We start from the raw sequence: 22,542 nt of genomic DNA, 5'->3' as shown, positions 1-22,542 counted from the left end.
CCTCAATGTGTATCCTATAATTCATTTAATAACAAAACAAAAGGCATGATAGATTTTCATGCCTTTTGTTGATTAATATCTTGTGAAATGGTTTATTCTTCAGTTGCTTTTACAGTCCATAAAGAACCATTTTTTGTAGTAAGTTTTTGCAGCTTCCCTTTTATAAAAAGATCGTCTAATATTTTTTCACTTTCCATTTTTTTTAAACCTGATAATTCAGCAAATTCTTTAGCGGTAAGTGATGGATATTTTTCAAATAGAAATTCCCAATTTTTAGAATATTCATTTTTCCTGGCATTCGGAAACATTTTTAAAACTGCCGTTTCGTAGAAAATATATGGTTTTGTGCCATAGATCATCTCTTTATTTCCTGAATCATTGATGAAAAATATAGATGGAAAACCTCTCACCCCGTTTTCTTTAGCCAGTTTTAAATCTTCTTCGAAAAGAATTTTTCCACGACCTTCAAAGTCATTTTTCAATTGCTCCACATTCAGCCCTACTCTTTCAGCTGCTGTTGCAATATGCTCCCATTTTGCGATATTCCTTTTATTCAGAAACAGCATTTCACGCATTTCTCTCATCAGCAAAACCGCTTTTTCCTTATTCTGAATCTGCGCTGCTTTAAATGCTATCGAAGGCGGATAAGAAGAGTCTAAAGGGTCTTCCAGCCAGACATCGCCGTCAATCGGCATTTCATAATGAAGGCTCACTTCATCCCAATGATGTGCTACATCAGAAGGTTTGCTGATTCCACCACTGTTGTAACTCCAGTCCGGAAGTAGTCCGCCCATTCTATAATCGATTTCAATATCATCTCCGTATTCCAGTTTTAATTTTCTTAATTGAGGTTCAATTCCCCAACAAGATGAACAAATCGGGTCGGTAAAATAAATAACTTTAACGGGTTTTTCAGATTTTCGGGTCGTTATTGTTACGGTCTGATTATTTTCTGAAATTCCGCAAACGCCTTCTATGGGGTCACAAATCAGCGGGTTATTGTTTGTAGAATCTGTTGTCATTTTCGCAATATTTGTATTTTGTCCTGTGCAGTGAAACGCGGTTACACTTAAACAAATTACTGTTAAGAATTTAATTTTCATCGGTTTACATCGAAAAATTCTTTTTCATCATTTGTGTTTTTATAACGATGCCTAGTCGTTGACACTTTGAATATCTGGGACAAATTTAAAATTCAATCTTCAAAAAAACATCCTAACTTCCCTTTTGGAAACTACTTTCCTCTATGAAACTGAGCTTAAATTTTTCTACATTTGTAACCATTAATTTATCATCAGACAATGAAAAAAGAACCTGAGTTTAATAACAATAGAGTTTGTGAAAAAAGAATTTTAGCCATAAAAGACACCATGGAAATCCTTTCTGGCAAATGGAAATTTCATATTCTGGGTACTTTAATGTTGGGAGACAAACTACGCTTTATGGATTTAGTCAGAGAAGTTGACGGAATTGGTTCGAAAATGCTTTCCAAAGAACTTCAGGATCTGGAAATGAATCATTTAATTGTTCGTACTGTTCTTAATACAAAACCTGTCACTGTTGAATATCAAATTACAGAACACGGCAAAACATTGAGTTCGGTCATTGATGAAATTGCAAAATGGGGAATCGATTACAGAGAAAAATTCCATAAAAAAACTGAGCAGATTGATTTTCCGGATTAAATTTTCCAACCACTATTTTCATTATTAATATATCTAAATTCAACTTAAAATATTTCATTATTTATTTCACAAACTAATGCAAAAATCAAATCAATTAATTAAAAAATAGCATTTTTCAGCATTACTCTAGCTGCTAATTTTGTATTCATATAGCCGATCAAAATTCCGCAAACATCTTCGTGCTGAAAATAACGATTGGTTGATTTACAAATGGAAAGTATCAAAATGGAAATTATTGTAACAAAAATTACGGAAAACGAACTTTTGCAACTTCAGAAAATTGGCAGAAAAACCTTCTCCGAAACCTTCTCCGAAAATAATACGGAAGAAAGTATGACGCAATATTTAGAAAAAAGTTTTTCAGAGGAGAAACTTACCGAAGAACTGAACGATAAAAATTCCGGGTTCTATTTTGCAAAACTGGGTGATGAAGTTATCGGATATTTAAAACTCAATACAGGTTCTTCTCAAACAGAAATTAAAGGAGAAAATGCTTTGGAAATCGAAAGGATTTATGTTTCTAAAGATTTTCACGGGAAAAAAGTCGGACAGATTCTTTACAATAAAGCGATTGAAGTTGCGAAAGAGAAAAATGTAGACTACGTTTGGCTGGGTGTTTGGGAAAACAATCTGCGGGCAATTGGTTTTTACAAGAAAAACGGTTTTGTGGAATTTGACAAACATATTTTCAGACTTGGGAGTGAAGAACAAACCGATATTATGATGAAACTCAATTTGAAAAATTAAGTAGCTTTAGAAGTTGTTTAAATTTTAATTTTCTTTTCATTGGTTTCGTCGAATTTTGATTTCTGAATGGAAATTTTACAAAAATTATGAAATTAGCAATCCAAATTCAATTTGAGATTTTTTGACTTCACTTTGCTTCACTCAAAATGACAATTTTCAAAATTGAAATTAAATAGCTTAAACTAATTCCAAAATATTTTTAAGAATCGGGTTCGGATCGTCTTTTCTCCACTGAATATACAAATCAGTAACAAAAGGGATTGGTATAAAGCGTATTCCTGTATTTTGATGAAGATGATAAGAATGCGGCAGAATTGAAATACCCAATCCGTTTTTAATCAAAGAAATAATGGTTGAACCAAATTCGCAACGGATGTAAGAATCAAGCTTGATATGATAAGTATCAATAACTTTCTGTACCAATACATTATAACTGTTATAGTCGCCTGTTGTAAGAAGAAATTTCTGATCTTTTAAGGTGTCTTCAGAAATGTCAGATAATGTTTTGAACTGATGATTTTCAGGAACTACAAAACACAAATTTTCATAGCTTAATTTCTTTTCATCAATGGCTGAAGAAGTATTAATATCACGCGAAAAGGCCAGATCTATTCTGTAATTTTTAAGATAATCTTCCTGTGCTTCATTCGTCAATTGCACCAGTTCCAGATTGAGATTCGGAAATGCAGCAGAAATTTTTTTAACAAAATCCGGAAGAACCGAAGAGGAAATCGAATCGGGATGCGCAATCCTAATCGTTCCGGACTCGCCTAAATGGATTTGTCGGGCCAACTGATGGAAAGAATCAATCTGAGTAAGTTCTTCACTCCATTTATCCTGTAAAAATTTTCCGGCTGGCGTAAGTTTCACATTTCGTTTATCACGGTAAAACAATTGAATTCCCAATTCATTTTCAAGAGACTGGATTTGTCGGCTCAAAGCAGATTGTGTAATATTCATTTTCGCCGAAGTATTCCAGAAATGAAGTTCCTTTGCTAAAACCAGGAAATATTTGATCTGTTGGATATCCATTAATGCAAAATAATCATTAGTAAAGCAAATTTAATAAGTAAATCGAATTAAAACAATTCATCAAAAAAAACATAAAAAAGAGAAGCTGATTCTTGGAACTTGATGTCAGGAAATTCAGCACTATGTAAACAAAAATACTTATTGAAAAAATTGTGTCAATAAAATACTTAATTTGCCTCGGCTATATTTCTTTATAGTGTCATTTATTTTCAAAAGTTAAAGTTTTGTGAACTTAGAAAAATTAAATCGGCATAAATATTACGAAAGTCGCCATACACTAAAGTGTTTGAATTTTTATTTCAGGACTTTTTAGATACACCAACGTTTGATTCGACATTAATTAAAACTTCCTGTTCTTTTCTCAGCCAGCCAAGAACTCTGCTATTCTTGATTTCCCACTTCCCGTTATTGAAAATTAAAGGAAATGTTTCTCTTGACGGACTAAATGGTCCGGGATTTTGCTGAATAATCTCAATAGTATTCTTCGATACTTTTGAAATGATGGCAACATGACCAAAACGATTCAGAATACTCGCACTGAAGATAATTAAATCTCCCTCTGCAGGTTTCGAGCTGCTTTTATTGTGAAACTGCAACAATCCACGTTTCTCATTTTTCTCTCCGTCTTTCAATTTCTTATCAAAAAAATCTTTCGCATTCCCGTAGCTGTCGGGCATTTTATGATGGAAATATTCATAATAATATCGCTTCACAAATTCTACACATTGGTATTTGAGCCCAAGATTATAACCATCTTCAGTTTGATTTCTTTCCTCAACGTGATTAACGCCTCCGTTGTAATAAACGACAACTCCATTGAGGCTATCCAGCTTCTGTCCGACTGCAAAATCGGGATTGATATTGAATTTTTTGGCAAAAACTACAACAATCAGAAAAGTTAGGATTGCAATTACTATTTTCTTCATGATCAGTTTCTTTTAATGTCCAGAATTTCAAAATAATCTTCATCAACCATATCCTGCAAATCATAAATTTTCTTAGGCTTAATGCTGCTCCATACTGTTTTTTTCTTATCCGGATGATCATCAGACATACTTTCGCCGGTAGTTTCACTTTTTTTCTTCGTCGAAAAATTGATGCTTGTAGAAGATTTTTCGCCGGTTGCACGGTGAAATTCTGAATGATCGAAACCAATAAGTTCAAAACGGCTGTTTTGAAAACGAAAAATGTAATCAACATTATTAACATACCATGAGCCGCAGCTAAACCAATAGTTAAAAGAGATTTTCAGCAAACCTTTTTCTACAAAAATCCCACCAGTTTCAAGCAAAGGATCTTCGAGACAAGGACTTTCTTCACTGTTTTCAGTGGGGATAAAATTACTGTTGTTTTTAGCAGCAAGAGTGTAGCCCTGATTTTTATTTTTAAAGAAAACCAAAATAATTCGGGGATTAAGATTTAATTTGTCTGAACCTAAATTTATATTTATTTTAACGTTCCTGGGGTCTGTATCTTCGATAATAACCACATGATCATCAAGCCCGTCTTTGTTCAGATCACCCTGAACATGATTAATCACTTTCCAGCCTTTGGGAATAAAATCTTCGATGAGTTTGGCCTGTTGAGGGAAATTTTGTGAAAAAATATTTGTGGAAAAGATCAGGAAAAGAATAAATAAAAGTATTCTTTTCAAGTATGAAAAATCTATGTTTATTATTGGTGAATAGTTATTATTAATCATCATATTTTTATTTCATCATTAATAATTTTAAAACTAAAGATAAAAAACTAAGATAACAAATTTAGACTTTGAAAACATATAATCAGATTATTAATTTAATGCGATAGATTGTTGCCATTAAGATCTTAATTAATAATTAAAAAGCGGCTGTTTCAGAGTTGAAACAGCCGCTTTTGGAGTAAAAGATTTTAGTAAATCTAATTCAATCTCCCTCCCAAAGCTTTAAACAGCAACACATTATTCCTTGTATTCTCGTGCTGAAATTTAAGCAAATCCAATTCAGCCTGAAGCTTGCTTTTTTGGGCATTAATCAACTCAAAATAATTAGCATAACCCGTGATGTACAAATCATTGGAAACCTCGATTCCTTTGTCGAGAAATTTCACTTCTTCTTCTTTTAAATCTAAAACCCGGTGAAATATTTTGGTCTGTTTTAAAATAGACTGAAGTTCATTAAAAGCCGTTGTTACACTTTTCTGATAATTTAAAAATGCAATTTCCTGTTCGCTGTTAGCAATATTAAACTCATATTTCAACTGTCCTTTATTGAAAACAGGAACCATCAATCCGCCTAGAAGCTGACCTGCCAAAGAAGCAGGTTTGAAAATCGTTTCGACTGAAAAAGAATTCAATCCGAAGGTTGCGCCCAAATCAATTTTTGGATAAAATGCCGCTCTCGCTGCTTTTGCATTGGCGTGTGAAGCTTGTAAAGAATAGAAATTGGAAACCACATCCGGTCGCGAGTGAATAACCGCATCAACATTGATGTTTTTATTTAACATTTCAAAGTTGGTTGGCAAAAGTGTCGGACTCCTGTCGATTTCCCCGCCGTAAACTCCTGTCAATGTGGCGATGGCTTGTTTTACTGTAACGATTTCAACTTTAATATGTTCAATTTCTGCTAACCAGTTATTATTCTGAGCCTTAAACTGCTGAACGGCAAGCTCGGTAACTTTCCCGACTTCACGTTGCGCTTTAATGATTTCAAAAGCTCGTTTCTGCAAATTGTAGTTATCCTGATAAATTTTCAGACGTTTGTCTAAAGCAATCAAATCATAATACAGATTGGCGATATCGGTAAACAAATCGATTTGAAGCAATTTCAAACCTTCTTCCGAAGCCAGAAATTTATTCTGAGCAGAAAGTTTTTTATTTTTCAGTTTTCCCCACGCATCGATTTCCCAACTGCTTCTTGCACCCATCCAGTAATTTGGTGTGAACGTTGTGTTGATTTTCTGTTGCTCGGTTATATTTTGAGAAAGATTGGTATCATAATTCCCTACTCCTTCCATCGTATATTTTCCGTAACGGTCACCTGAAACAATCGCTCCTACATCCAGAGACGGAAGCAGTTCTGTTTTTGAACGTTTCAGAAAACTGTTTGCCATTTCGACTCTTTGCTGAGCAATTTTAAAATCCGGATTGGCCTGTTTTACCTGTTCGAAAAGTTTCAGAAGATTCTGATCTGTGAAATAGGTACTCAAATCAATTCCGGTAAAATCTCCGCTGTTCGGAATGGCTTCTGAAGTTTGTAATTCAGGCGTTTCTTTTACTTCTTTTATCGCAGTTACTTTTGGGACGGCACAAGATGTTAATGTCAATGCTGCTGCGCTCCAGACTACGAGTTTCAATTTATTTCTTTTCATTCTTCTTTCTGTTTTCAAGGGTTGCGAAAAAAATGTATAATCCCGGAATAATAATCAGTCCGAAAACGGTTCCGATGAACATTCCACCTGCGGCTGCGGTTCCGATAGAACGGTTTCCGATGGCTCCTGCTCCGGAAGCTATACAAAGCGGAATCAATCCTGCAATAAATGCAAATGAGGTCATCAGAATCGGACGGAGACGTTGTTTTGCCCCTTCAATCGCTGCGGGAATAATATCATTTCCTTCTTTATGACTGGCGACGGCAAATTCTACAATCAGGATGGCATTTTTAGCCAATAATCCAATCAACATTACCAAGGCAACCTGTGCGTAAATATTATTGTCTAATCCACAAACCAGCAAAGCGATGTAAGAACCAAAAATTCCGGTGGGTAAACTCAGTAAAACCGGCATTGGTAAAAGGAAACTTTCATATTGAGCCGCTAATAAAAGATAGACGAAAACCAAACAGACAATGAAAATATAGATCGTCTGATTTCCAGACAAAATTTCTTCTCGTGTCATTCCCGACCATTCGATTTCAAAACCTTTAGGAAGGTTTTCTTCGGCAATTTTTTCGACGGCTGCAATCGCATCTCCGGAACTGTAGCCTTCAGAAGCTTCACCGTTAATCATCGCTGACATATACATATTGTAACGGGTTAAAACTTCCGGTCCATAAACCCTTTCAATCGTGATGAAAGTGGAAAAAGGAACCATTTCACCTTTGTCGTTTTTCAGATATAAATTCAGAATACTTTCAGGCGTTTCACGATATTCCGGACTTGCCTGAACCATCACTTTATACATCTGTCTGAATCGGATAAAATTGGTTGCGTAATAAGAACCCAACATCGTCTGCAACGTCGACATCGCATTATCCACCGAAATTCCCTTTTTTGACGCCATATCATAATCAATATTGATCATATACTGCGGGAAAGTGGCATCAAAACTTGTAAAACTGTTTTTCAGTTCGGGCGTTTCATTTAGTTTTTTGACAAAATCTTTCGTGACTTTATCCATATTTTCGATACTTCCGCCCGTTCTGTCGAGAAGACGAAGTTCAAAACCACTTGTATTACCAAATCCGGGAACGGTCGGTGGTGCAAAAGCTTCAATTTCGGCATCGGAAATTCCTTTTGTTTTTTCGGTTAATTCCTTAATGAAATCTTCGATGGATTTATCTCTTTCGCTCCAGTCTTTCAGGTTAATCATCGCCATTCCGTAGGACGAACCGGCAATTTCCGTTACAACGCTGTATCCTGCCAAAGTCGTTACGTTTTCTACGCCATCGATTTTTTTGGCAATCGCTGTAATTTCATCTAAAACTTTTTCCGTTCTTTCAACCGTTGCACCTTGTGGAGTTGTAACGCTAACATATGCCATTCCCTGATCTTCCATCGGGATAAATCCTGAAGCTAAAAATTTGGTCGTTCCCCAGGTCAATACAATGAATACTGTCAATAATCCAAATGTGACGATAGTTCGGGTGGCAAATTTTGATAAAACTTTTACATATCCGTTGGTTACTTTTTCAAGGAAAATATTAAACTTATTTAAGAATTTATCAATAATTCCTTTCTTTTTATCGTGATTGTGAGGTTTTAAAATTAAAGCACATAAAGCTGGAGTCAACGTCAATGCATTGATTCCTGAAATCACAATACTTATTGCCAACGTTAATGAAAACTGTCGGTAAAAAACTCCGACCGGACCGTCCAGAAATGCTACAGGAAGAAACACTGCCGACATTACCAACGTAATCGCCACAACAGCTCCTGCAATTTCTTTTGTTGCAATCACTGTCGCTTCATAAGGTGCATAACCTTCTTCCATTTTAACGTGAACTGCCTCGACGACGACAATTGCATTATCGACGACAATACCGATGGCTAAAACCAAGGCAAAAAGCGTTAATAAATTCACGGAGAAATCCAGCATATCCATAAACGCAAATGTTCCGACCAATGCGACGGGAACCGCCAAAACAGGAATCAGTGTAGAACGCCAATCCTGAAGGAAAAGGAAAACCACAATCGCCACAAGAATAAACGCTTCAACCAAAGTTTTTAAAACAGCACTTATCGAAGCATCCAAGAATCTCGAAACGTCGTAAGCCATATTGTAATCCATTCCGGGAGGGAAAGAATTCACTTTCAGCTCAGCCATTTTATCTTTCACATTCTGAATAACTTCCGAAGCGTTTGAACCCGGTCGCTGTTTCATCATAATCGATGCGGAAGGTCTGCCATCGGTTTTAGAAACCATTCCATAAGTCATTGCACCAAATTCCACTTTGGCAATATCTTTCAGCTTTAAAATTGTTCCTTCTTCATCGGCTCTGATTGGAATTTCTTCGTATTGTTTAGGTTCAAAAAATTTACCTTTATACTTAACAACATATTGTAACTGACCTGCTTTTTTACCGGAAGATTCACCGACTTTCCCCGGAGCGGCGGAAATATTCTGTTTCTGAAGAGAATTCACTACTTCGTCTGCTGAAATATTGTACACCGCCATTTTCTGAGGATCGAGCCAGACACGCATCGAATATTCTTTCTGACCCATAATTTCAGCACGGCCTACTCCATCCAGACGTTTCAGTTCCTGAAGAACATTGATGTCTGTAAAATTGTAAATAAACTGTTCATCCTGACTCGGGTCTGTACTTGTGATGTTGAGATACATCAACATACTGTTCACCTCCTTTTCCGTGGTAACTCCCGCTCTGATTACTTCTTCGGGCAACTCATCGAGAATAGTAGTTACTCTGTTCTGGACATTCACGGCCGCTAAATCTGGATCTGTACCAACTTCAAAAAACACCTGAATCAATGTCAATCCGTCATTGGAAGTCACTGTCGACATATACGTCATTCCCGGAACACCATTAATTGCCCGTTCCAAAGGCAAAGCCACTGCATCTGCAGAAACTTCGGCATTAGCTCCTGTATATTTTGCCGTCACCGTTACGGAAGGCGGAACAATGTCGGGGAATTGGGTAATCGGCATCTTTGTCAACGCCATAATTCCTACCAAAACAAAGACAATGGAAATCACCAACGAAAGAACCTTTCGTTTTATAAACATCTCTACCATAATTGATTATTTAAGAATTAAAGCCTGTTCTTGATTTTGATTTCATCTCCGTCTTTGAGCGACTGAGTGCCTTCATAAATAATCAAATCTCCTTTTTTGAGACCCCTTTCCACGAGGTAAGAATCCTTTAAAGCCGTTCCGACCTCAATGTTGGTCATCTTCACTTTATTGTTTCTATCTACCTTGAAAATGTAGGTTTTGTCCTGAATCGAGAATGTTGCTTTCTGAGGAATCAGAACTGCATTATTTTGAACTTCAGAAATGGTTAATTTTCCGGAGGTTCCGTGTTTGATTAAACGATTAGGATTGGGAAATAAAACTTTATAGCGGATGGAACCTGTTGCTCTGTCGATTTCACTTTCTGCGGATTTTAAAGCACCGTTGAACTGATACGCCATTCCGTTGGGAAGAGTCAGTTCAATTTTCTGATGTTTTCCTAATTTGTCATTCGCTAACAATTCGAAATATTGGTTTTCAGGAATTGAAAAATAGGCAAAAACCTCATCAAGCTGAGACAACGTTGTGAGTAAAGTTCCGTTGGTTACCAGACTTCCGTCTTTGTGAGGAATAATATCAATTACGCCATCAAAAGGTGCCGTAACCGTTGTAAAACTGATTTTCTGCAACACCGTTTTTTTCTCGGCATCTGCGAAAGCGTGTTTTGCTTTGGCTGAGGATAATTTAGCTTTAACCAATTCCAGCTCGTTATTGGCAACGAATTTTTTAGCGTGAAGACTTTCAATCTGCTTTAATTCAACTTCGGCAATACGCATATCTGCCTGAGTCTGTTTGATGGTCGCATTCGCTTTGAGAAGCTCCATCTGTAATTCGGCATCATTGATTTTGAATAAAGCCTGACCTCTTTTCACAAACTGACCTTCATTCACATAAATATGATCGACAATTCCATCGATTCTTGAACGGATTTCGACATTTCTTTTAGCCTGAATATCCGTTACAAACTGATTGCTGACTAATGTATCTTTTTGCTTAACCTCAAAAACGGGTACTTCTTTGTTATCTTTATTTTTATTCTGGGCATTTTTACCACAAGAAACTACGCATACGAATGCAACAAGGCACTGTATGAAACTTTTTGTATTCATTATAGAATTTTTATTACTAAAACTTGACGAAAAATAATTTGGATTTTAGGTCTTGATGTTTTAGAATAACTGGAGAAGATGAAGGTATGATTTTATCGCACAGAAGAGTGCTTTAGGGATAATACGGCTGTTAATTTTTACCGTCTCAACAAATGTGTGAGTATATTTTTCTGAAAAATAAGGAGTTGCGGTATTTGTATAATACTGAGAACTGTTTTTAGAACCGTAATGAACAGCTTTAAGATTAAAATATTTTTTGCCTTTTACTTTGAGATTGTCCTCATCTTTCATCTTTGCAAAACAGACCGTTTGCAGACTCGATTGCGCCCATCTCCAATTGCAAATGGAAAAGGTAAGAAGGAAACACAAAAAAACCGATAATCTGGAAGCGAACATATTTTGTAAACAATTTATGTCTTACAAGAAACTGATTTACAAATATAAGGTGATATTATCGCAATTCCTTATTTGATAATGTTAAAAAATATTAAACTATGCCAAAGTTTAAATACCCTTAAAATTTTAATTAAAATTTAATTTTTTAATCCCAAACTTTCAAGTTATAAGCAGCCTGCCAAAACTGAAACTCGATTCTGGAAGCTATAATGAAAGCTTCCTTCATACGGTTTCTTATTTCCGGAGTTGTATTTTCAGCGGCTTTATTGCAGATTTCGATAGCGGTTTTGACGGCAATGGAAAAATCTTCTCCTCCATACGTATCAATCCAGCTTTGATAAAGGTTTTCTGATGTTTGTTTAAGGTTTAAAATATAATCTCCGACTTCCTTATAAATCCAGAAACAAGGTAACGTTGCTGCCATCGCCACTTCCACAGGTTCAAAGGCCGCAGTACTTCTCAAAAAGTGAATGTAATGATGGCAAACAGGTTCTAAAATTCCTTTGTCTGAAATTTCAAATTCTTTAAAATAAGATTCGTGTAAAGCGTTTTCCACAACAATTGCATTCTCGGCAAATCTCATATACGCCAAAGCATCTTCAATCTGATGAGCCTTGCTGCCAATTAAAGCTAAAGTTCTTCCAAAATGTTCTAGATACAAAGAATCCTGAGCAATATAAAACTGGAATTTTTCTTTGTCTAAACTTCCATTCGATAATTCTTGAATAAAAGGCATTTCAATGATGTCTTTGTAAATATTTTCGATTGATTTCCATACGTTTTCAGACCAATTCATTTTTGATAAGTTTTTGAGGGTTAAAAAAGTGATTCAAAGGACCATTTCCTTTTCCGGTTTGTACATCACAGCCGTTATAAATGGCTTCGGAAACATAATTTTGAGCTAATTCAACAGCTCTTTCAATGCTCTTTCCCTGTGCGATAAATGAAGCGATTGCAGACGAAAGTGTACAACCTGAACCGTGTGTATTATTGGTTTTCGTCTTTACAGATTCAAAAGTTTTGTAATGTCCATGACTTTCATAAAGAAGAGAAGTAATCATTTCTGTTTCCAGATGACCGCCTTTTAACAGAATATTTTTACAGCCTAATTCTTTAATGCCTTCTCCTGCGACTTTCATATCATCCAAAGTTTTCACATCCATCTTTGCTAAAATTGCTGCTTCATCCATATTCGGAGTGATGATATCGGAAATTGGGAACAGTTTTTCGATAATAGTTTCGATTGTTTTTTCTTCAATTAACCGATGTCCGCTCGTTGCAACCATTACTGGGTCAAATACAATCGGTACTTTTTTGTATTTGGCTAAAGTTTTTACAATCGTTTCAACCAATTCTGGCGTGTGAACCATTCCGATTTTAATCGCATCAGGAAAAATATCATCTAAAATCGATTCAATTTGTTCCGAAACTGCTTCAACAGGAATTGAGAAAATATTTCTTACACCTTGAGTATTCTGAACCGGTAAGGCAGTCAAAACCGATGTTGCATAACAGCCTAAAGCTGAAATTGTTTTTATATCAGCCTGAACTCCAGCTCCGCCGCTTCCGTCAAAACCGGCAATCGTGAGAACAGATGGATATTTGTATTTTTTCATTTTAGAATTCCGTTTTTTAAATTAAAAGCAGCCTTTTGAGGATTTTGGGCATTGCAGATTTCTGAAACTACGGCGATACAATCGGCTCCTGCATTCATCACAGTTTTAGCATTTTTTAAATGAATATTTCCGATGGCAACCAACGGTTTTTCCGTAAGTTTTCTGATTTTCATTAAACCTTCCAATCCCCATTCTGTAACCGTATCAGTTTTTGTATCTGTTCTGAAAACCGGACTGATTCCCAAATAATCTGAAACCATCGTTTCCTGATTTCCAAGTTGTTCCAGATATTCAATGGAATAGCCAATCATTTTATTTTGAAAAGAATTTTCTCTTAAAACAGTTGGCTGCGTATCATTATTTCCAACGTGAATTCCAAAAGAATCGATTTCTTTGGCTACAAAAGCATTATCATTAATGATTAAAGGAATTCCATACTTGTCAGTAATTTCTTTGAGACGAAAAGCTTTGTCAAGAAAATCTTGGTCAGTAGATTTTTTCTCACGTAATTGGATGATGTCTACTCCACCTAAAATTGATTGTTCGGCAACTTCAAGAAAATTTCGTCCTTTACAGTCCGCTTCGGAAATCACGAGATATAACTGATAAGGAAATGATTTTACAATATTCATTTTTTAGAAACTTTTATATTCTCAAAAAACTCCTGCTCAGAAATATTGTAAAGCTTATCCAAAATATTCATCTGAAGACTTCCCGGACCGTTTGAAATCTTTTCTGACAATTCTCCGGCAATTCCTAAAAGTGACATTGCGGCTATTGTAGATTCTGTTTTATTATCAGAAATCCCGGCAAAAGCTCCCACAATAGCCGAAGCAGAACAACCCAAACCTGTGACTTTCGTCATTAACGGATGTCCGTTTTCAACAAAATAAGTTTCTTTCTCATCGATAATAATATCCGTTGCTCCCGAAATACAAACTACAGACTGATAATTTTCAGCAAGATATTTTGCAGCATTAATTGCTTCATTACTTTCTGCTGTACTGTCAACTCCTTTTGTGACAGTTTTATTGGCTTTGGCTAAAGCAATAATTTCAGATGCATTTCCTCTGATAACGGTTGGTTTGAATCGTAAAAGCTTAGCCAAAATTTCATCTCTGAAAGAAGTTGCGCCAGCTCCGACCGGATCTAAAATCCATGTCTTTTTTGTAAGATAAGCTTCTTCTGCTGCAATAATCATCGCTTCAGACCAATATTCATCAAGAGTTCCGATATTGATAACGATAGCATTTGAAATGGTTACCATTTCTTTGATTTCAGATTTTGCGTGAGCCATAATCGGTGAAGCTCCGACTGCCAAAATTGCGTTGGCGGTATTATTCATGACCACGAAATTGGTGATATTATGAACAAGCGGCGATTGATTTTTTACGGATTGAATGTAATCCCAAAGATTGTTTTCCATTGACATTTATTTTGATAAGCTTTAGGAAAACAAAACAGAATAAAGAAAGAAAAACATCAAAGACTGATGCTTTCTTGCTTTTCCCTACGTCGGTGTGAGCCGTATCAGGTTCAAAGGGACTCTCTCAATTCTTTTCAGAATACCCCTAAAGCTTGAAACAAATATACAAAATGTTTAGAATTAAACAGTAATTTAATATTTTCGATTAAACCTTTTTATTTAGATATTAAGTAAATGATTAACATCTGACAAACTCTTTTAATAAAAGTAATTTTGTATGTTAGCAATTGAAAATACGATCCGTAAATCTCAACTTAGAGATATTTATCTTAATCAAATCTCAAAAAAATGACTGAGGAACAAAAAATTAAAGTAAGAGAAGCCAACAATCAGATTTTAGAAAGTAAAAACTACAGATTCAATTCCTGGCTTCCCATTTTGGAAGATCCTAATATACGAAATTTACAAGAAATAAAAGGAAGAATGTATGTAATGAATGCCATGATTAATATTTCATTTGAAGCTCCTCTAAGCTATATCAGAAAATGGATTGAAAAACACAATCTGACTTCACATCTTTCTAATTGGGAAAATGAAATTCTCATCAAAGACAATGATGAACTAACCGATTACGAACTAAATTCTCTGAGATGGTACCTTGAAAGTCTTTGGGCTTTGATGTGGGCTGTAAAAATGATTCCTGATCTTGATGAAACGCAATGGTGTGGTGAAAATATGGCAATGATGCTACCCAATCTTGAGCAGGAAGAAAGCAATGAGAAAATTGAAAAAATATCTGAACTGAAAACAGATGATGAAATTTACAATATGCTTGATCTTTATTACCGTTTTCACTGGTACTGTGTAGATGAGAGAATAAAAGGTGTGGAAGCAAAAATCAATGAAGGTCTTATCTATGAAAGAAGAAAAGCTTTGGAATGGCTGATGAACAAAGATTCTGACTGGGACAATATTGAAATGGGAACGTAAAGAATATTTAACATTCACTAAACAATAAATCTACCACAGCTCCGTTGTTTAGGCAATTACAGGCTTTTATTTCTCATGTTTTTGATTAAAATCATTTCAATTATTTATGTGAAATAAGAATCTGTATTACTACAAAAAAATAAACTAAAAAAAATTGATACACAAAACATCCTTAAAAGCCGCAACAACTATCGCTGCGGTCTGTTTCAGCGCAGTCGTTTTTGCACAGCAGAAATATTCGGTAAGTGGTACAGTAAAAGATCAGAAAAACGGTGAATTGCTCATCGGTGTTTCTGTAAAAGTTGCCGAAGACCCTTCCATTTCTGTTGTCGCCAACGAATACGGATTTTACTCACTTTCACTTCCGAAAGGCTCTTATACTTTGATTGTTTCAAATCCCGGGTTTAAAGATTTTCAGCAGATTGTGAATGTTGAGGATGATGTGAAGCTTAATTTACAGCTCAATCAGGAAGGAAGTGATGAAAGAGTAAAACAAATAGATGAAGTCGTCATTTCCGCAGTGAAAAAAGACAAAAATCTTTCATCGGCACAAATGGGAACGGAAACCTTAAGCATTAAACAGATTGACAAACTTCCTGTTTTGTTTGGTGAAAAAGACGTGATGAAAACCATTCAGCTTTTACCGGGAATTAAAAGCAACGGAGAAGGAAGCAGCGGTTTTTCCGTGAGAGGTGGTGCGACCGATCAGAATTTGATTTTATTGGATGAAGCAGCAGTTTACAATGCATCGCATTTACTTGGATTCTTCAGTACCTTCAACAGTGATGCTTTGAAAGATGTGAGTATCATCAAAGGAAACAGTCCTGCTCAATACGGCGGCCGACTTTCATCTGTTCTGGATGTCAAAATGAAAGACGGAAATAACAAAGATTACAACGTCAACGGAGGAATTGGTTTAATCAGCAGCAGATTGAGCGTGGAAGGGCCAATTCAGAAAGAAAAATCGTCATTCATTGTTTCCGGAAGAAGAACGTACGCTGATTTATTTTTAAAAGCTACCGATGATTTTAAAGACAGCAAACTGTATTTTTATGATTTAAACTTAAAAGCCAATTATCAGATTAATGACAACAATCGTTTGTATTTGTCGGGATATTTTGGAAGAGATGTTTTAGGTTTGGGTGATACTTTCTCGACAGATTGGGGAAATACCACGGCAACTTTGCGCTGGAACAGTATTATCAACAGTAAATTATTTTCAAATACTTCATTTATCTACAGCAACTACAATTATAATGTAAGTTTAAGCAGCAACAACAATACTTTCGGACTGGATTCGGAGATTGAAGACTGGAATTTGAAGCAGGATTTCTCTTGGTTTGCTGGAAATAAGCATAATGTAAAATTTGGTTTTCAGTCGATTTATCATACGATTACTCCAAGCAGTGCTTCCGGAACGAGTGTAAGCAGCTTTCCGAGAAACCCGAGATATTCTTGGGAAAATGCAATTTATATTAATGATGATTTCAAAGCAACAGAAAAGCTGACCATCAATTACGGGGCAAGACTTTCAATGTTCAGTGTTTTGGGTGGCGATACTTTTAATACTTACGAAAACGGAATTTTAACAGATTCAGAATATTTAGAAAAAGGAAAATTTGGTAAAACCTACGTAAATCTTGAACCGAGAATTACTGCGAATTACAGAATTAACGAAGTAAGCAGTGTGAAAGGTGGTTATTCCCGAAATACACAGAATTTACACCTTTTGAGCAACAGCGGAAGCGGAAATCCGACCGATCAGTGGATTGGAAGCAGCTACACGGTAAAACCTGAAATTGCAGACCAAATCAGTGCAGGTTACAGCCGAAATTTCAACAACAATAATTATGAATTGAATGCTGAGATTTATTACAAATCGATGCAGAATCAGATTGATTATAAAAACGGTGCGCAAATCAGTTTTGATACGGCAGCAGACGTAGAAAGCGAATTGTTGTTCGGAAAAGGAAGAGCTTACGGTTTGGAATTAATTGCCAAAAAGAAAAGCGGAAAGCTCAGCGGCTGGATTTCTTATACTTTATCTAAAACCGAGAGGAAAATCGAAGGAATCAACGACAATCAATGGTATAATGCGAGACAGGATAAAACGCACGATCTTTCTGTTGTCGCAACTTATCAGTTAAATCCAAAGTGGTCTTTTTCCGGATTATTCCTTTACAGCACAGGAAATGCAGTAACTTTCCCAACCGGGAAATATGAACTGAACGGACAAACAGTTTTCCAGTACAGCAACAGAAACGCAGACAGAATGCCTGCTTATCACCGAATGGATCTGAGTGCAACCTATGAACCGGTTTCTACTAAACGTTGGAAAGGCTCCTGGTCATTCGGAATTTACAATGTATATGGCAGACAAAATGCGTACACCATTAATTTTGAAGACAATCCAGACAAGCCGGGAACGACGAGAGCAATGCAGACTTCGTTATTCCGCTGGGTTCCGAACATTACGTATAACTTCAAATTTTAATTTAGCTATGAAAAATATATTTTTAATTATACTTTCATTATTTCTGGTCACATCTTGCGAAAAAGAAATCGATCTCGATCTGGAAGATCAAAGCGGGAATATTGTGATTGAAGGAAATATTACAGATGAAGCCGGACCATACTTTGTGAGAATTACAAAATCTGTTGCATTTACTCAGGCGAATCAATATCCAGCAATAGAAAATGCACAGGTTGTTTTAAGCGACAATACCGGACAAACCGAAACTTTACAATACATTGGAAACGGAAGATACCAAACCTCAACTTTTGTTGGACAATCCGGAAGAACATACACGTTAAAAATTCAGGCAGAAGGAAAAGAATACACTTCAACAAGTACAATGCCTGAAGCGGTAACTTTTGATGGTCTTGACCAGGATTCTTTTATGGTTGGAGGTGAAACAAGTTATACACTTTTACCCATTTATACAGATCCACAAGCCTTAGGAAACCGTTATCTATTTATCTATACAGTAAATAACAATCCTAAAAAGTTTTTCTCTGAGTTTTCTGATAACATTAATAACGGAATGATAAATCAAAGACCTCTGTTATTGCCTAATGATGACGGAGATAATCCTGATGATATAAAAGTAGTTGTAGGAGATACTATTCATGTTGAAATGCAGTGTATTGATCAGAATGTTTATACTTTTTACTCAGCACTGCTCCAGCTTTCGGATGGTGGTCCCGGAGGTGGCATTACTCCTACTAATCCGCCAAGTAATATCAGTAATGGTGCATTGGGATATTTCTCTGCGCACACGGTGAGAAAAAAGAGTGTTGTCATTCAGCAACAATAGAAAATATAAACTTTATAGGCTGCTTTGAGAAATCAGAGCAGTTTTTTTTATTACTGATTTTAAGATCTTTAAGCCAATTAAAAATATTATTAACAGAATTTAACACAAAAACAATGTAACAAATATTCCCGTAATGGTGTCTTATGAATACAATTATAAACTTTTAATGAAAAAACTATTAACACCAATTGCTTTACTTGTAGGAACTCTGGCTTTTGCACAATTGAAAAAAGATACTGTAGAAGCTAAAGAAGAGAAGATTGAAGCTGTGACCATGACCTACAAAAAACCAACTGTAGAAGCTAAAGTCGACAGAACGGTATTTAATGTAGCCAACAGTTCCATTGTAGCAGGAAATACAACATGGGATGTTTTACGAATGACGCCTTTGGTAAGTATTGATAATAACGATGCACTAAAAGCTGAAGGAGAATCTGTAACTGTATATATTAACGACAGAAAATCTATTTTTACAGGTAAAGAACTGAAACAATATCTGCAGACAATTCCTGCAGATAATCTGATGAAAATTGAAGTTATCACAAGCCCATCTTCAAGATATGAAGCAACAGGACCTGTCATCAATATTGTTCTTAAAAAACGCGATGATGAAGGGATGAAAGGAAGCGTTACGCTTAATAACAGGCAAAATACTCAGAACTCACAATACACAAATCTTAATCTTAATTACCATAAGAAAAAATTTACCCAGACCTTTGTAGGAAGCTACAGCGATAATACCTGGATACAAAGCAACTCTTTTTTATACAACATCTACCAAGATAATATTATAACGGAAGGCTCTACAAACAATGTCTGGAAAGGTAAAAACCCATCCATCTCATCTACTTCAGAGTATGAGATTAATGATAAAAATACAATCGGTGTAATTCTTGAACTTTACCGTGGAAAATCTAACAATTTTTCGGATTCTGAATCTTCTCAGACTAAAAATGGAGAATTTGATTTTCTGAGAAACCAGACACAAAGTTCTTCTTCTATAAACAGAACTTTAGGAACAAATATTTTTTATAAGTATTACGACAAAGAAAAAAACAGAATTTTCGATTTAAATGTAGGAACAAACTACAACGGAGAATCAGAGAACAACTATTTTCTGAGAAATACTACAACAATTGCCGGCACGGATGCTCAGGCACTTGGCGTACTTTCCGACACCGAAATGCGCAATTATTACATTAAGGTTGATTACACACAGCCATTCGGAAAATCCGGGGGGAATTTTGAAATTGGTGGGAAAATAGATTTCAATAACAATGTTATTCCTAATGAAATGTACGGTTCACTCGCCAATAATCTGAATACAAAAGATGTATTTCATTATGAAGATATGATCGGTTCTGCATACGCCAATTATTCTAAAACCTTTTTCGAAAAATTAGAAACAAGAGTGGGTCTTCGTTATGAATATATCGACTATAAGCTAAGACAGGATGTCGCAGGAGATTCAAGAAGAGATTCTTACGGAAAGCTTTTACCTAGTATTTTGGTTAAATATTCTTTCTCCGATAAATATGATTTAAGTTTAACCTACAATAAAAACATATGGAGACCTTGGTATGCTGAATTTAATCCTTTCCTGCAGCCGACAAGTGACGGTTTTTACACCAGAGGAAGCATGGATCTTCTTCCCAACCCGAGCGACCGTTTATATATGAAATTCGGGTTCAAGAAGAAATATTTTCTTTCTGCAAGATATATGTACACCAATCAGGATTACTGGTCTACAGACGTAACGGAAGGAGATAAAATCATTACCCAACCTACCAATTTTATAGGAAAAGTACATAAGTATAATCTCTTTGCCAATACCAATCAGACCTTTCTGAAAAATAAACTGAATGTAAATCTGAGTTTCGGATGGAATTATATTGATAACAGCGACTTCAACCAACAAAATAATCTTAAATATGCATCAGATTACATCAGTTTCTGGTCTGGCTCTACCAACTTATCATACACCAATCTTTTCAATAAAAACATCAATCTGAGTGCTTGGGTAGAAGTTTCTAACCAAAACAACGGAAATTCCGTAGCCAACAGAACGAATATCTTCCACAACCTTTCGGCTACAAAAATTTTTCCTAAAACACAGATGGAATTCAGTTTACAGCTAATGAATATTTTTGGAAGACCTAATTTTGATTCTACAAGATTCAGTGAAACCAGCAGAAGAAGAAGCTCAACAAGATCTGACTGGCATGGGTTTGCACTTACCTTTGTAAAAAGATTTGGAAACCAGAAAGTGAAAGAAAATACCAAAACCGATGTTGAAAAAAACAATGGTGGTGAAAAGTAAACAGTAGTTTTTTTTATAATTGAAACGGATAGTGAGTAATGCATTGTCCGTTTTTTGTTTAGTAGTCACAAAAAACAAATATTTTTTTTAAAAATTCTATTTATGGCATAAAATTGATAGTATTTAGAACAAATAAAAAAACACCTTAAGATGGAAAGTTTTGAACAAAGTAAAGATTTAATTGAATACTATTTAGCTTTAAGCATCAAACAACAATTTAATATTGATCTGGATTTAAAGGACGAGTTTACCTTCACAGAAAATATTGTATCAAAAAAAATGATTATTGCTCCCACATTTTCTGATAGAATTTTAAAAGATTCTGAAATTAAAGACTTTCTTCATGCATTAATAAGTGACATTAATAATGAAGTTCAGCAGGATATTGTAAACAGATCTGATTCTGAACAACTAAGAAATATTGTATAAAAAATAATCCCTTTCGCTGTGAAAGGGATTGTAAATAAAATAGTATTCGAAATTCTTATTGAAGATATTTTGCTACTTTATCTTCAAGATCCTCAAGATTAAACGGCTTTGCTACGTAGTCGTCTGCCTGAGCTTCTTTAGCGAGAGCTACGATATCATTATTTGCTGTCACGTAGATCACCGGAATATTTTTAAAATCTCCATGGTTTTTCAAAAGCTGCGTTGCCTCTACTCCACCAATTTTGGGAATCCAGTTATCCATAAGGATAACATCCGGTTTAAAGCCCGAAACTTTTTCGATAATATCGTGAGACGTTTCTGAAATCTCGACCAGATACCCGTTTTCCTCAAAAATAATGGTTATTACTTCGAGAATCGCTTTATCATCATCGAAAATCAAAATTTTCTTCTTGCTCATAATCGTTTATTTAACTTTAATTTAGGTTTAATTTCATAATTGATTGATACTGTCAGCCAAATTTTCAGGTCTGACAATCCTGTCATAGTTTATTTCTTCAACGGCCTGTCTAGGCATAAAATTCACTTCCGCAGTTTCCGGATCCTGAATCCAGACCCTGCCTTCATTTTTTTTGATGTAATACAAGCCTTCCACACCATCAGCATTGGCTCCAGAGAGCAAAATCCCTACCAACTTTTTACCGAAGACTTCTGCTGCAGACCTGAATGTGACATCAATCGACGGTCTTGAATAATTCATCTTCTCTGAGCTGTCGAGAGACATTATTTTTTTATTTTCAAAAAGTAAATGATAATCAGCAGGAACAATGTATAATTTACCATTTTCTATTTCGCTTTTATCATCAATTTCTATTACTTCTGCTGCAATAAACTGCTGAAGCAAAGTCTGCAAAATATTAGCTGAATGCGCTTTTCTGTGCAAGACCAATACTATCGGAAACTGTAAGTTCTCGTTTAAATTTTTAATCATCTCCAGAATAACCTGCAGACTTCCTGCAGATCCTCCGATCACTACCATTTCTGTATTTGTGTCTTGAGTTTGCATCAT

At 35.5% G+C, this 22,542-nt stretch carries 21 protein-coding genes and 1 riboswitch; of the genes, 7 read left to right on the top strand and 14 right to left on the bottom strand.

Annotation, left to right across the window (positions count from 1 at the left end; genetic code table 11):
- Positions 1 to 92 precede the first annotated feature (92 nt).
- The gene (locus tag ACR1PN_RS17310; RefSeq protein WP_433981051.1) at positions 93 to 1,022 is read right to left on the bottom strand and encodes a DsbA family protein; all 930 of its coding nucleotides are present in this window, start codon (positions 1,020 to 1,022) and stop codon (positions 93 to 95) included.
- 279 nt (positions 1,023 to 1,301) lie between these two features.
- Here ACR1PN_RS17310 and ACR1PN_RS17305 point away from each other — a divergent pair, with 279 nt between their 5' ends.
- A complete protein-coding gene (locus ACR1PN_RS17305) occupies positions 1,302 to 1,685 on the top strand; it encodes a winged helix-turn-helix transcriptional regulator (RefSeq protein ID WP_433981043.1) in 384 nt (127 codons plus the stop codon).
- 210 nt (positions 1,686 to 1,895) lie between these two features.
- Positions 1,896 to 2,432, top strand: a complete 537-nt coding sequence (locus ACR1PN_RS17300) for a GNAT family N-acetyltransferase (protein WP_433981042.1) — start codon at positions 1,896 to 1,898, stop codon at positions 2,430 to 2,432.
- A 177-nt stretch (positions 2,433 to 2,609) separates the two neighbouring features.
- On the opposite strand, the gene ACR1PN_RS17295 is transcribed toward ACR1PN_RS17300, so the two are convergent.
- From ACR1PN_RS17295 to thiM, 11 genes are all read right to left on the bottom strand, one after another.
- A complete protein-coding gene (locus ACR1PN_RS17295) occupies positions 2,610 to 3,464 on the bottom strand; it encodes a LysR family transcriptional regulator (RefSeq protein WP_433981041.1) in 855 nt (284 codons plus the stop codon).
- Positions 3,465 to 3,763: 299 nt separating this feature from the next.
- Positions 3,764 to 4,390: a CHAP domain-containing protein gene (locus ACR1PN_RS17290; RefSeq protein WP_433981040.1), complete on the bottom strand. Its 627-nt coding sequence runs from the start codon at positions 4,388 to 4,390 to the stop codon at positions 3,764 to 3,766.
- A gap of 2 nt (positions 4,391 to 4,392) precedes the next feature.
- A complete protein-coding gene (locus ACR1PN_RS17285) occupies positions 4,393 to 5,118 on the bottom strand; it encodes a hypothetical protein (protein WP_433981039.1) in 726 nt (241 codons plus the stop codon).
- 245 nt (positions 5,119 to 5,363) lie between these two features.
- Positions 5,364 to 6,812 carry a TolC family protein gene (locus ACR1PN_RS17280; RefSeq protein ID WP_433981038.1) on the bottom strand — a complete coding sequence of 483 codons (1,449 nt, stop codon included), beginning with the start codon at positions 6,810 to 6,812 and terminating at the stop codon, positions 5,364 to 5,366.
- A complete protein-coding gene (locus ACR1PN_RS17275; protein ID WP_433981037.1) occupies positions 6,799 to 9,915 on the bottom strand; it encodes an efflux RND transporter permease subunit in 3,117 nt (1,038 codons plus the stop codon). Before ACR1PN_RS17275 ends, ACR1PN_RS17280 begins: the two co-directional genes overlap by 14 nt.
- Positions 9,916 to 9,932: 17 nt before the next feature.
- Complete coding sequence (locus ACR1PN_RS17270; RefSeq protein WP_433981036.1) at positions 9,933 to 11,021, bottom strand: efflux RND transporter periplasmic adaptor subunit; 1,089 nt, start codon at positions 11,019 to 11,021, stop codon at positions 9,933 to 9,935.
- A gap of 60 nt (positions 11,022 to 11,081) precedes the next feature.
- Positions 11,082 to 11,417 (bottom strand): hypothetical protein, encoded by a 336-nt coding sequence (locus tag ACR1PN_RS17265; RefSeq protein WP_433981035.1) that lies wholly within the window; start codon positions 11,415 to 11,417, stop codon positions 11,082 to 11,084.
- A gap of 145 nt (positions 11,418 to 11,562) precedes the next feature.
- Positions 11,563 to 12,213, bottom strand: a complete 651-nt coding sequence (gene tenA / locus ACR1PN_RS17260) for a thiaminase II (RefSeq protein ID WP_378172133.1) — start codon at positions 12,211 to 12,213, stop codon at positions 11,563 to 11,565.
- Positions 12,200 to 13,033, bottom strand: a complete 834-nt coding sequence (gene thiD / locus ACR1PN_RS17255; RefSeq protein ID WP_433981034.1) for a bifunctional hydroxymethylpyrimidine kinase/phosphomethylpyrimidine kinase — start codon at positions 13,031 to 13,033, stop codon at positions 12,200 to 12,202. Before thiD ends, tenA begins: the two co-directional genes overlap by 14 nt.
- Entirely contained in the window at positions 13,030 to 13,665 is a 636-nt protein-coding gene (gene thiE / locus ACR1PN_RS17250; protein ID WP_433981033.1) for a thiamine phosphate synthase, read from the bottom strand. The genes thiD and thiE overlap by 4 nt, the downstream gene beginning before the upstream one ends.
- Positions 13,662 to 14,465 (bottom strand): hydroxyethylthiazole kinase, encoded by an 804-nt coding sequence (gene thiM, locus ACR1PN_RS17245; RefSeq protein WP_433981032.1) that lies wholly within the window; start codon positions 14,463 to 14,465, stop codon positions 13,662 to 13,664. Before thiM ends, thiE begins: the two co-directional genes overlap by 4 nt.
- A 58-nt stretch (positions 14,466 to 14,523) precedes the next feature.
- A riboswitch (TPP riboswitch) is annotated at positions 14,524 to 14,616 on the bottom strand.
- A gap of 191 nt (positions 14,617 to 14,807) precedes the next feature.
- Here thiM and ACR1PN_RS17240 point away from each other — a divergent pair.
- From ACR1PN_RS17240 to ACR1PN_RS17220, 5 genes are all read left to right on the top strand, one after another.
- Positions 14,808 to 15,449: a DUF4272 domain-containing protein gene (locus tag ACR1PN_RS17240; RefSeq protein WP_433981031.1), complete on the top strand. Its 642-nt coding sequence runs from the start codon at positions 14,808 to 14,810 to the stop codon at positions 15,447 to 15,449.
- A 154-nt stretch (positions 15,450 to 15,603) separates the two neighbouring features.
- The gene (locus ACR1PN_RS17235; RefSeq protein ID WP_433981030.1) at positions 15,604 to 17,943 is read left to right on the top strand and encodes a TonB-dependent receptor; all 2,340 of its coding nucleotides are present in this window, start codon (positions 15,604 to 15,606) and stop codon (positions 17,941 to 17,943) included.
- Between the two features lie 7 nt (positions 17,944 to 17,950).
- Complete coding sequence (locus tag ACR1PN_RS17230; protein WP_433981029.1) at positions 17,951 to 18,766, top strand: DUF4249 domain-containing protein; 816 nt, start codon at positions 17,951 to 17,953, stop codon at positions 18,764 to 18,766.
- A 166-nt stretch (positions 18,767 to 18,932) separates the two neighbouring features.
- Complete coding sequence (locus ACR1PN_RS17225) at positions 18,933 to 21,086, top strand: outer membrane beta-barrel protein (protein WP_433981028.1); 2,154 nt, start codon at positions 18,933 to 18,935, stop codon at positions 21,084 to 21,086.
- Positions 21,087 to 21,236: 150 nt separating this feature from the next.
- The gene (locus tag ACR1PN_RS17220; protein ID WP_433981027.1) at positions 21,237 to 21,515 is read left to right on the top strand and encodes a hypothetical protein; all 279 of its coding nucleotides are present in this window, start codon (positions 21,237 to 21,239) and stop codon (positions 21,513 to 21,515) included.
- Positions 21,516 to 21,570: 55 nt separating this feature from the next.
- On the opposite strand, the gene ACR1PN_RS17215 is transcribed toward ACR1PN_RS17220, so the two are convergent.
- On the bottom strand, positions 21,571 to 21,933 hold the full coding sequence (locus ACR1PN_RS17215; RefSeq protein ID WP_378172160.1) for a response regulator: 363 nt from the start codon (positions 21,931 to 21,933) through the stop codon (positions 21,571 to 21,573).
- Between the two features lie 33 nt (positions 21,934 to 21,966).
- Positions 21,967 to 22,542 carry a chemotaxis protein CheB gene (locus ACR1PN_RS17210; RefSeq protein WP_433981026.1) on the bottom strand — a complete coding sequence of 192 codons (576 nt, stop codon included), beginning with the start codon at positions 22,540 to 22,542 and terminating at the stop codon, positions 21,967 to 21,969.

Origin of the sequence: Chryseobacterium sp. RLHN22 (assembly GCF_051011795.1) — a bacterium.
In the GTDB taxonomy this organism is placed as follows: Bacteria; Bacteroidota; Bacteroidia; order Flavobacteriales; family Weeksellaceae; genus Chryseobacterium; species Chryseobacterium zhengzhouense.
Note: the sequence above shows the minus strand (reverse complement) of the source record. Positions and strands in the feature narration are given on the sequence as shown.

Bases quoted from the DNA above. Each gene is read 5' to 3' on its own strand.
- ACR1PN_RS17210 (WP_433981026.1), bottom strand. From the start codon at position 22,542: ATGATGCAAACTCAAGACACAAATACAGAAATGGTAGTGATCGGAGGA.
- ACR1PN_RS17280 (WP_433981038.1), bottom strand. From the start codon at position 6,812: ATGAAAAGAAATAAATTGAAACTCGTAGTCTGGAGCGCAGCAGCATTG.
- thiD (WP_433981034.1), bottom strand. From the start codon at position 13,033: ATGAAAAAATACAAATATCCATCTGTTCTCACGATTGCCGGTTTTGAC.
- tenA (WP_378172133.1), bottom strand. From the start codon at position 12,213: ATGAATTGGTCTGAAAACGTATGGAAATCAATCGAAAATATTTACAAA.
- ACR1PN_RS17270 (WP_433981036.1), bottom strand. From the start codon at position 11,021: ATGAATACAAAAAGTTTCATACAGTGCCTTGTTGCATTCGTATGCGTA.
- ACR1PN_RS17215 (WP_378172160.1), bottom strand. From the start codon at position 21,933: ATGAGCAAGAAGAAAATTTTGATTTTCGATGATGATAAAGCGATTCTC.
- ACR1PN_RS17220 (WP_433981027.1), top strand. From the start codon at position 21,237: ATGGAAAGTTTTGAACAAAGTAAAGATTTAATTGAATACTATTTAGCT.
- ACR1PN_RS17295 (WP_433981041.1), bottom strand. From the start codon at position 3,464: ATGGATATCCAACAGATCAAATATTTCCTGGTTTTAGCAAAGGAACTT.
- ACR1PN_RS17240 (WP_433981031.1), top strand. From the start codon at position 14,808: ATGACTGAGGAACAAAAAATTAAAGTAAGAGAAGCCAACAATCAGATT.
- ACR1PN_RS17225 (WP_433981028.1), top strand. From the start codon at position 18,933: ATGAAAAAACTATTAACACCAATTGCTTTACTTGTAGGAACTCTGGCT.
- ACR1PN_RS17305 (WP_433981043.1), top strand. From the start codon at position 1,302: ATGAAAAAAGAACCTGAGTTTAATAACAATAGAGTTTGTGAAAAAAGA.
- thiE (WP_433981033.1), bottom strand. From the start codon at position 13,665: ATGAATATTGTAAAATCATTTCCTTATCAGTTATATCTCGTGATTTCC.
- ACR1PN_RS17310 (WP_433981051.1), bottom strand. From the start codon at position 1,022: ATGACAACAGATTCTACAAACAATAACCCGCTGATTTGTGACCCCATA.
- ACR1PN_RS17265 (WP_433981035.1), bottom strand. From the start codon at position 11,417: ATGTTCGCTTCCAGATTATCGGTTTTTTTGTGTTTCCTTCTTACCTTT.
- thiM (WP_433981032.1), bottom strand. From the start codon at position 14,465: ATGTCAATGGAAAACAATCTTTGGGATTACATTCAATCCGTAAAAAAT.
- ACR1PN_RS17230 (WP_433981029.1), top strand. From the start codon at position 17,951: ATGAAAAATATATTTTTAATTATACTTTCATTATTTCTGGTCACATCT.
- ACR1PN_RS17300 (WP_433981042.1), top strand. From the start codon at position 1,896: ATGGAAAGTATCAAAATGGAAATTATTGTAACAAAAATTACGGAAAAC.
- ACR1PN_RS17275 (WP_433981037.1), bottom strand. From the start codon at position 9,915: ATGGTAGAGATGTTTATAAAACGAAAGGTTCTTTCGTTGGTGATTTCC.
- ACR1PN_RS17290 (WP_433981040.1), bottom strand. From the start codon at position 4,390: ATGAAGAAAATAGTAATTGCAATCCTAACTTTTCTGATTGTTGTAGTT.